Source organism: Desulfatiferula olefinivorans (assembly GCF_054657895.1).
In genome coordinates this window covers 22,474-31,247 of the sequence record NZ_BAAHXV010000045.1, presented here as the reverse complement: position 1 = coordinate 31,247, position 8,774 = coordinate 22,474, and the positions used below count along the sequence as shown (strand labels likewise).

Annotated in this window: 11 protein-coding genes; 3 read left to right on the top strand and 8 right to left on the bottom strand. The window is 54.9% G+C overall.

What is annotated here, in order from left to right:
• Positions 1 to 174: 174 nt before the first annotated feature.
• Positions 175 to 1,410 carry a cation:proton antiporter gene (locus tag ACYQ11_RS19860; RefSeq protein ID WP_459925568.1) on the top strand — a complete coding sequence of 412 codons (1,236 nt, stop codon included), beginning with the start codon at positions 175 to 177 and terminating at the stop codon, positions 1,408 to 1,410.
• Positions 1,411 to 1,413: 3 nt separating this feature from the next.
• The gene (locus ACYQ11_RS19855) at positions 1,414 to 1,848 is read left to right on the top strand and encodes a CBS domain-containing protein (protein WP_459925567.1); all 435 of its coding nucleotides are present in this window, start codon (positions 1,414 to 1,416) and stop codon (positions 1,846 to 1,848) included.
• A gap of 209 nt (positions 1,849 to 2,057) precedes the next feature.
• Here ACYQ11_RS19855 and ACYQ11_RS19850 read toward each other — a convergent pair whose 3' ends face one another.
• Entirely contained in the window at positions 2,058 to 2,789 is a 732-nt protein-coding gene (locus tag ACYQ11_RS19850; RefSeq protein ID WP_459925566.1) for an RNA methyltransferase, read from the bottom strand.
• Positions 2,789 to 3,205, bottom strand: a complete 417-nt coding sequence (gene ndk / locus ACYQ11_RS19845; protein WP_459925565.1) for a nucleoside-diphosphate kinase — start codon at positions 3,203 to 3,205, stop codon at positions 2,789 to 2,791. The genes ACYQ11_RS19850 and ndk overlap by 1 nt, the downstream gene beginning before the upstream one ends.
• A 536-nt stretch (positions 3,206 to 3,741) precedes the next feature.
• On the opposite strand from ndk, the gene ACYQ11_RS19840 reads away from it, so the two are divergent.
• On the top strand, positions 3,742 to 3,939 hold the full coding sequence (locus ACYQ11_RS19840; protein ID WP_459925564.1) for a hypothetical protein: 198 nt from the start codon (positions 3,742 to 3,744) through the stop codon (positions 3,937 to 3,939).
• 69 nt (positions 3,940 to 4,008) lie between these two features.
• Here the strand turns inward: ACYQ11_RS19840 and ACYQ11_RS19835 are convergent, their stop codons facing one another.
• The 6 genes from ACYQ11_RS19835 to acsC form a co-directional block, all read right to left on the bottom strand.
• Entirely contained in the window at positions 4,009 to 4,797 is a 789-nt protein-coding gene (locus ACYQ11_RS19835; RefSeq protein WP_459925563.1) for an ATP-binding protein, read from the bottom strand.
• Between the two features lie 90 nt (positions 4,798 to 4,887).
• On the bottom strand, positions 4,888 to 5,172 hold the full coding sequence (locus tag ACYQ11_RS19830) for a hypothetical protein (RefSeq protein WP_459925562.1): 285 nt from the start codon (positions 5,170 to 5,172) through the stop codon (positions 4,888 to 4,890).
• Between the two features lie 8 nt (positions 5,173 to 5,180).
• Positions 5,181 to 5,804: a DUF3786 domain-containing protein gene (locus ACYQ11_RS19825; RefSeq protein WP_459925561.1), complete on the bottom strand. Its 624-nt coding sequence runs from the start codon at positions 5,802 to 5,804 to the stop codon at positions 5,181 to 5,183.
• Between the two features lies 1 nt (position 5,805).
• Positions 5,806 to 6,117 (bottom strand): hypothetical protein, encoded by a 312-nt coding sequence (locus tag ACYQ11_RS19820; RefSeq protein WP_459925560.1) that lies wholly within the window; start codon positions 6,115 to 6,117, stop codon positions 5,806 to 5,808.
• Positions 6,118 to 6,398: 281 nt separating this feature from the next.
• Positions 6,399 to 7,259, bottom strand: a complete 861-nt coding sequence (locus ACYQ11_RS19815) for a dihydropteroate synthase (RefSeq protein WP_459925559.1) — start codon at positions 7,257 to 7,259, stop codon at positions 6,399 to 6,401.
• A 134-nt stretch (positions 7,260 to 7,393) separates the two neighbouring features.
• The gene (gene acsC, locus ACYQ11_RS19810; RefSeq protein WP_459925558.1) at positions 7,394 to 8,737 is read right to left on the bottom strand and encodes an acetyl-CoA decarbonylase/synthase complex subunit gamma; all 1,344 of its coding nucleotides are present in this window, start codon (positions 8,735 to 8,737) and stop codon (positions 7,394 to 7,396) included.
• Positions 8,738 to 8,774: the final 37 nt, after the last annotated feature.

Sequence of the window (8,774 nt, the reverse complement as noted above, 5' to 3'; positions counted from 1 at the left end):
GCTTCCTTAGAAGTCCGATATCTGCGTTACGCGTCATCCCTCGTCACTGCGGCGTACCCTAAGTACGCCTCATTCCTCGGGATTCGCAAGCCTTGATCTCGAACATTTTACGAAGCCGTCCAAAAATTGACTTTTTACGAGTTCATCAGGATTGACCGGCATCAGGAAAAACCAATGGGACCATTGCACATCCAGCCCCTTGAATGTCTGGGCATCCTGTTTATCATCGGGTATCTGGGGGGGAGGTGTGCCAATCATCTGGGGTTTCCGCGCGTCACCGGGTACATCGTTGCCGGCGTTCTGCTCAGCCCGTCGGTATCCGGAATCCTGCCGGCCGAACTGATCAATGACAAATGCGTGATCATCAACGACATTGCCCTGGGTGTGATCGCTTTTTCAGTGGGCGGCAGCCTGAAATTATCCAAAGTCAGGCAACTGGGGAAGACGATCTTTATCATCAACATCACCGAATCCTTCGGGTCGTTTATCCTGAGCCTGGTCCTCATTTCCGTCCTGGGGCCCTACATCCTGAGGCCCGACAAACCCCTGGGCACGTTCGTGGAGGTTTATCTTCCCCTGTCGCTGATCGTGGCGGCCGTTTCAGCCGCCACGGCTCCGGCGGCCATCCTGGCCATCGTCCATGAAATCAAGGCCAAAGGCCCATTGACCACGACGCTCCTCGGGGTCGTGGCCCTGGATGACGGCATGGCCATCATCTTTTTTGCCTTTGCCCGAGCCGTCGTCCGAGGTCTGATGAACAAGGGCGGGATGTCCCTTTTCGCCATGGTTGTCGACCCCGTGACGACCATTTTCGGCTCCCTCGCGGTCGGGGCGGCCATCGGTTCTCTGATGGTTTATCTGACGGCCTGGGTGAAAAAGAGGGAATCACTTCTGATCGTGATTCTGGGATCGATTTTTATCTGTTCGGGCATTGCGGAGCATCTGGATTGTTCCCCCCTGTTGGCCAATATGATGGCGGGGTTCGTGATCATCAACATGGGTACGTACAGCGATCGATTTTTCATCGCCGTTGAAAACATTGAAGAACCCTTGTTTGCGTTGTTCTTTACCCTTGCGGGCAGCCATTTCGACGTCAAGGTATTCAAAATGGTCGGAATGCTGGCCGTCCTGATCGCCGTCAGCTGCTTCATCGGAAAATTTATCGGGGCGCGGCTTGGAGCGGAGTTGTCCCATGCCCCGGAGGTCGTGAAAAAATACCTGGGATACGGGTTGCTTCCCAAAGCCGGCGTTACCCTGGGCCTTGTCTTCATGGCCCGGAGCTTCATCACGCCGGACGTGTTCGAGATCATGGTCAACGCGATACTGGGATCGGTTATTATCAATGAACTTATTGCCCCGCCCCTGGTCAAGTACGCACTGACCCGTGCGGGCGAGGGCGTAAAGGAATAGGCCGTGAAGGTCAGAGAAATCGTTGATTCCAATAAACAGAGAAAATTGCCGCTGGTCCTGGCGTCCGATACCATCCGCGAGGTCATGGAAAAGATGCTGGCGCATCCCCATACCCGTCTGATGTATGTGATCGATGATCAGGGACGCTGCTCGGGTGTCATCTCCTTGGGAGCGTTGATAAGGCATCTGTTCCCAGGCAGTTTTGAACCGTCTCTGCATTCCAGGCATCTGATTCCCATGATCACCGCTGAAACGGCGGAACATATTATGAACAGAGGCCTGATCTACGCGAGCCTCGACGATGAGGTCGGAATCGTGATCAAGGAAATGGTCAGGGCCGCCATCAAGGAAATCCCCATCCTCGACAATGAAAAGCGCTTTATTGCGGACATCACCATGCTGGATCTTTTGAAACATTACAAAATCGACAATCGATAATTCAAACGTCGACCTCGAGAAAACCGGCATTGATCACGAACATGCCGCGTCCTGCCGATGGTCGAAATGATTATACGGCATGGTATCTGCGAATTTTCATGCTCTAACGGACAGGTTTTCCCAAATGAATAACTATGACACGGTGTGACCCCGTCGCGGAGGGCCCGCTTCGTATCGCGTTTTGTGTGTCAGGGTATTGTGTAACACGTTCAATGAGAAGCTTGTTTTTTCGTTTGGAGGACCTTCGATAAAAAAGTCCGAAGAACAATCACATCTTTCGCACGCAGGGTCGTTCGTGAAAAAAAATCCTTGAAGGCCTGAAGGGTATGGTCGGGCTTTTGGGGGTTCACGTAACCGATGGCATCCAGTACCTGGCTCAACGCCCCGTACATGTCCTCCAGTTCCATGCGCGTGGCAAGTCTGGGGACACTGGTCTGTTTCACGGCCTGTGCTTTTGCCAGTTCATAACAGACAATCATCACGGCCTGGGCGAGGTTGAGCGAGGAAAATCCGAACGTGGGGATATGGATCAGGGCGTCGCAGCAGCTGATATCGGTATTTTCCAGACCCCTGTCTTCCGGTCCGAACAACACGGCGATGCGGTTTTCCAGGGAAAGGGGGACCAGTGTCGGGGCCAGGGTTTCAGGTGTCGATGCCTTGCGTCGCTGTTTCCCCAGCCGGGCCGTGGTGCCCACCACATAATTGAATGGCGCAAGGGCCTGGGCCGTGGTCTCGACGATGCGCATGGCGTCGATGATGCCGGCCGCTTCATGGGTGGCGGTTTTTCTGATGCGTTCGGGATCCGGATCCTCGGGGGCGATGAGAATCAGATTTGAGAAGCCCATGTTGCACATGGCTCGGGCCGCGGAACCGATGTTTTCGGGGTACCGCGGTTTTTTGAGTATCATGGCGATGTTGTCGAAACGGATGGTCGATTGCATCAGCTGATAATTTCAAAGCTGTTGAAAAAATAGTTGATCTCGAATGCCGCCGTTTCCGGGGCGTCGGAGCCGTGAACCACATTCTGTTCGATGGTGGTCGCAAACTCCCGCCGGATGGTTCCTTCCTCCGCGTCCTTGAAATTGGTTGCTCCCATGAGTTTCCGGTTCGTCGCGATGACATCCTCGCCTTCGAGCACCAGGGCCACAATGGGACCGGATGTCATGAACTCGGTCAGACTGTCGAAAAACGGTTTTCCCTTGTGGACCGCGTAAAACCCTTCGGCCTGTTTTCTGGTCATGTGGATCATTTTCATGGCGACGATGGTGATGCCGTTTTGTTCGAAACGTCTGATCACTTCGCCGATCAGGTGTTTTTTCACGCCGTCGGGCTTGATCAAGGACAGGGTCCGTTCCATGGTGAGCGCTCCTTGGTATAGAAAGTGAGTGGCTGAATCGGGAAGAACGCCTCAACCCTTAGCAGAAGGGGCGCCATTAGTCAACCGCCTGATTCCAGGGCAATCGCATGTACCGCGGTCATGGTCCGGATTTCGATTCGCGGCACCGTGTGGCATGCGAAGGCATGTCCGGCATTTCTCTGTGTCTCCGTGACTCTGTGAGATCCCTATGCTCGGTGTTACCGAAAGGACGCCTGTCTTTTGTTTTCTCACGGAGACACCGGGGCACAGGCATGTGATTGCCCTGTCCAGGCTGGAACTATTGGGCAAACCGCTTCCAAGGTTTTTCTTTATTGACAAGCCGAATACCAGTGCTTAAAATTGTTCTACGTCACGTGAAATGAAAACACGTAAAATTTAAAGAGATAATTGGAGGGATTATGGTAGAAGTCAGTCAGGCGGCATCCCAGCAGATTGCCGAATATTTCAAAGGCAAGACGGTGATGCCCATACGCATTTTCCTGAATTCCGGCGGCTGAGGGGGACCATCCCTTGCAATGGCTCTGGATGAGGCACGCGACACCGATCAGGTTTATGAGGTAGATGGTTTCAAATACATCGTTGATTCAGAATTTATCAAGGAAGCCGCACCGATCAAGGTGGACTACCTTGACATCGGCTTTAAGGTGACGTCAAACCTGAAGCTTGAATCCGGTTGCGGAGGATGCAGCAGCACGGGCAGCTGCGGCGCTTGAACCATAACCGCGAATGTTGTGACGGGGCGGCCCCTTTTTGGGGCTGCCCCGTTTTGTTTTTGTGCCGCATTATCCTTTTTTAAGGGCGATCAGACGGTCGACGATATCCTTCACAGCCTGGGGAGCCTGGCCGATATCGTCATCAAAGGGCCGTACCCCCTGTTTATCCGCTTCGAACACCTCGGGCATTTCAGGAATAAATCCAAGAAAATCGAATCCGGCCAGGGAATCACGGATCAGTTTCTCATCCTCAGGGCCTTTGACCCGATTGCCGATGACCAACAGGCGTTTGATTCCCAGATCTTCTCCCAGCTTTCGGATATGATGGGCCGCCACCCGGCTTCGGGCTCCGGGGTTGACCACGATGATCAAAGCGTCCACCGAGGCTGAGGTGGCCCGCCCCAGATGTTCCACGCCCGCTTCCATATCCATCAGAACCACCTCGTCCCGGACCAGGACCAGATGAAGCATCAGGGCTTTGAGGACCGTGCTTTCGGGGCAGATGCAACCGGAACCGCCGCGCTGTACCGTGCCCATGACCAACAGTTTGACCCCGTCGCGTTCCAGGGAGAACCGCTCGGGAATATCGTCGACCTTGGGATTCAGGGTGAAAAAGCCGCCCATGCTGCCGGGCTTGGCGCCGGTGCGTTCGGCGATCAGATCCGACAACTCGGCGATGGGGGTAATGGGTTTGTCTTCGGGGATGCCCAGGCCCGCCGCCAGGTTGGATACGGGGTCCGCATCGATGGCGATGACGCTTCGGGTTCGGTCATGGGCGGCGAGAAGTCTTGCCAGAAGTGAGGTGATGGTTGTTTTTCCGACCCCGCCTTTACCGCCCACAGCAATTTTAAGACCCACGCGATACCTTCCTTTATCTTGTTGTCGTTTGTTATAGCATGCCCGCATCACCCGCATCGGTTTACGAGACCGTCATCATGACGCGTTCACTTATCGTTTTTTCCGGAGCTTGCCCTGATTGAGCAGGGTCTGGTAACGCTCTTTGAGCATCATGGCCCGGCCGGAGGCCTGTTCGAGAAACAGGGTGCCTTTTTCCGGCGTGGTGTTCAGGCTCAGAAGCTGCCGCTGCTTGTTGAGCAGCAAGTCCAGCTCGGACAAAACGGCGTCGTCGGAGGTGGGGAGCATTTCAAGAAGTCTCTCGATGCGGGTATTGTTTCTCCGCAGTTGATTGATCACCTCGTGAACGTCCACCACGCGCGCTGACAGTGATACCATGGTTTACCTCATTTGGCCATCCCCGACTCGACAAGGGAAATGATTTTTTTCGATGTGTATTCGCCCACATCCGCCAGGGCATCGTTGGGGATGAACCGGGATGCATTGTTTGAATACAGGCAGGTGACCGAGGCCGGGAAATCCTCGTCGTCTTCATAAAAAATGTAGCACAGGGCGATTTTGGGCAGGGGTTTGACGACAAAGCAGAAATCACCCCCCGGAGCCGGCGACGGAACCAGGCCGTCCAACGTCTGTGTGATTATCGGAATATGATCCCGGATTGCTTTGACATAGGGCAGCAGAATCTGTTCGGTATGCGTGGCAAAGGCCCCCACATAGGGCATGGTTCCGGGAAATTCCTTGTAGGCTTTCAAAGGTTCCATGACACAGGGGGCAGGGTCGGCATGAAGGGCGTACATCGACAGCAGGATACCCACCACCCCGGTCTGAGGGGTGTTATCAAGGTAGATCCCGGTGGGGTCGATCCGGCAGGCCTCACCAAAGGCCTGAAACACGAACCCGCCGTTTTCCTCACGGGCCAAAATCCGCTCGGCCAGATCCGGCGGCGGTGCCGCCATCAGGCGGGCATGATTGTCCTTAGCAAGTTTTGCGTAATTGTCCGGCATGGTCATGTCACTTAACCGGCGCGATTTTATCAAGAATTTTCCCTTTCTCGTCGAGAAAGAAAATCATGAAATCATTCCGGGATGCGTAGGCTGAAAGGTCTTCGTACATAATGGCCTGGGATTCATAGGTCTGTGCTTCGTCTTTGCGGAGCATGTTGATGGACATCAGGCAGGCGTCCTTTGAATAAAAGGCCGGAACGAACCGGACCCCGCTTGCCTGTTCCTGCTGGCCGAGAATGCTTTCGTTGCTGCCCGGGTTTTGCACAATGGCCCAAACCCAGGTTTCCTTATCCGGTGTGTGCGTGGAAGATGTACTCATGTCAGGCTGTCGTCCCTTTAAGCGTCTTTCGTCGCTGCTTGTATGTGTCACATGACGTCAAATATGATGAACTCGTAAAAAGTCATCAAATGATGGCAAAGAAAAAAGTTCGAGTTCAAGGCGTCGCGAATCCCGAGGAATGAGGCGTACTTAAGGTACGCCGCAGTGACGAGGGATGACGCGCAACGCAGAAATCGGACTTTTTACGAAGCCATCAAATATAAATCAAAAAGCCCCGCCCGCAAGCGGGAAGGGCTTTTTTTCAATCATGACGGGCCTGATCAGACTTCCAGCCAGGAGTCGGAGAACAGGGTCTCGCCCAGAATAACCTTGCAGGTTTTTACGTAGTTGGCTACGTCCTGGGGAAGGCTCTTGATGTCCGGAGCGTTTCCGTCCATGGTGTTTTTAATGGCCTCAATGATGTCGGGGCGCTGGTCTTTGGACAGGGCCATGGTGAAATCGTCCTTGGCGTCGGCGATGAAGGATTTCATGCCCTTGATGTTCAGCATGACGGTGAAGGTCACGTTGATCACGTAGCGCAGGTGGTCGGGCACGCCGCTTGAGATGTTCGATACGCCGCAGGTGCTCATGGCGCCGGGGGCGATATCCTGAAGCATGTCCATGAAGTTCATCAGGGCCACGGCCTGGGGCTGCTGGATGTTCACCGGCGTGACAATGCCGTCGACCCAGATCCGCTCGTTGGGGATGCCCGCTTCGTTGGCGGCGTACAGCAGTTCCACGCAGAGGGCCGCCCGTTCGTTTTCATCGCGGGGAAGGCCGTCCGGCCCCCACATAAGGGCGCAGAAATGGGCGTTGTGTTCGGCGGCCAGGGGGATCATGCGTTCGTAACGGGCCGGTACGGCCATGATGGAATTGATCATCGGGGGAAGCTTGCATTTGGGAAGGGCGGCCGCGATGGCATCGATGTTCGATGTATCGAGAACCAGAGGAATATCATCCACCACTTCCTGAACGGTTTCGACGACCCAGGGCATCAATTCCACGCCGTCTTTTTTCGCCGGTCCCAGGTTGATGTCGATCCAGTCGACGCCCCGGGATTTCTGGTACAGAGCCTCTTCCTGGATCGGCTTGGGATCACGCTCTCTGAAGCCGCGACCAATCTCTTTGCCAATGACGTTCAAACTTTCTCCAATGACTTGAAAACCCATGTAAAATCCTCCAATTAGCTATGTTCAAAGGGAACGTGAATCGATCATGATAACATGATCCGGTGTGAAAACGTGTTCACACCGGATCACGGGTTTCTTGGCGTATGTTATTTCTGAGCTTTGAGAAAGGCGGGGATATGCGCCGCTTCTCTTGGGCCGACGATGATGTTCCAGCCCGGGAGTTCTTCTTCGACGTCGCCGGCGATGGCGGCGGCGTAGCCGGGAATGACGATGTTCTGGTGTTTGACCTTGTCCATGATCCCGCACTTCTTGACAAAGGAGCCCACGTCATCCCCGCCGAATTTACCGGCGGCCCAGGCGGTGAGAACGGACAGACCTTCGGCGTCCTTGATCAACAGGTAACAGGGCACCCGGCTGCCTTCGATTTCACCGAATACGATGAAATAGGTGAGGGCGAAGTTGGTGGTCACCAGAATCGGAGAGTTTTCATCCGGATTGTTGATCTCGTAAATGCCTTCCGTCACCGTCATCGGCCTCTGGGGATCGGTGAAGATGTTGAGTTTTTCAAGCAGGAGCGGGAAGACCGATTCGGTCCTGAAATCACTCATGACCACCACCCCACCGTATTTGGCGATGAACATGCCGGCCAGAAGGGTCTCGACGTCGGTGTTGGACGCCATTTCACAGGGGAAGGTGATGGTGGGGAAGCCCAGGGAGCGGTTGCTGTCCTTGAGGGCGGCCCTTCGGATGGCCACCTGGTCTTCGAAGGCCTGTTTGACGTCACGGGAGCCGGAGTCCAGAACGATGTCCTTGATGCCCAGAGCCGTCAGTTTTTCGGTCAGGGGGATCAGGTCGCCCACGGTATCCGCCTTGACGGCGATGGGCAGGTCGTTGTCCTTGGCGATGGCGCCGAAGGCGTCCACATTGGCCGCCGTGGCGGAATACATCAGGGGGCGTTTGAATCCGGCAGCAGCCACACCGGCCTTCATCACGTCTTCCTTGTCGGTCATCAGAATCAGGTTGAATTCGGATGTTTCGGCAATTTTTTTCGCCGCTTTGGCAAAGGCGTCCTTGTCGCCGTTCACGTCCTTGAGGGCGACCAGTTCAGGCCTGAGGTTCAAGCCGACCCGTTCGTACTGCAGGGCGTTCCACCCCAGCAGTTTGGTGTCGAGGTCCCCGTCGGCGATGTCGGAATTGACCGTGGCTGCCAGAAGAGTGGGGTTGAAAAAGGTTTTTTCATGGCGGTACATGACGGTTTCACCACCGGTGGTCGCCTTGCGGACCCCTTTACCGACCGCAACGGGACGGATGGGAGGTGCGGACGCTTCGGCGAGCTGTTCCCGGGCTTCATCGGACACATAGGGGCAGCTGTCCAGTTCCGCTTTACCGGAAGCGAGGTTCATTGCGAAAGCGAGACATGTCGGAACGCCACACTCCTTGCAGTTGGTTTTCGGCAGGAGCTTGAATATCTGTATACCGGTTAATGCCATTTTATTCTCCTTCACGTATCAAGCAAGCAGGGATGCT

Excerpts from the sequence above, each read along its gene's own strand:
- ndk (WP_459925565.1), bottom strand. The coding sequence starts at position 3,205 with ATGGAACGGACCCTGTCCTTGATCAAGCCCGACGGCGTGAAAAAACAC.
- ACYQ11_RS19820 (WP_459925560.1), bottom strand. The coding sequence starts at position 6,117 with ATGAGTACATCTTCCACGCACACACCGGATAAGGAAACCTGGGTTTGG.
- ACYQ11_RS19840 (WP_459925564.1), top strand. The coding sequence starts at position 3,742 with ATGGCTCTGGATGAGGCACGCGACACCGATCAGGTTTATGAGGTAGAT.
- ACYQ11_RS19830 (WP_459925562.1), bottom strand. The coding sequence starts at position 5,172 with ATGGTATCACTGTCAGCGCGCGTGGTGGACGTTCACGAGGTGATCAAT.
- ACYQ11_RS19825 (WP_459925561.1), bottom strand. The coding sequence starts at position 5,804 with ATGACCATGCCGGACAATTACGCAAAACTTGCTAAGGACAATCATGCC.
- ACYQ11_RS19850 (WP_459925566.1), bottom strand. The coding sequence starts at position 2,789 with ATGCAATCGACCATCCGTTTCGACAACATCGCCATGATACTCAAAAAA.
- acsC (WP_459925558.1), bottom strand. The coding sequence starts at position 8,737 with ATGGCATTAACCGGTATACAGATATTCAAGCTCCTGCCGAAAACCAAC.
- ACYQ11_RS19860 (WP_459925568.1), top strand. The coding sequence starts at position 175 with ATGGGACCATTGCACATCCAGCCCCTTGAATGTCTGGGCATCCTGTTT.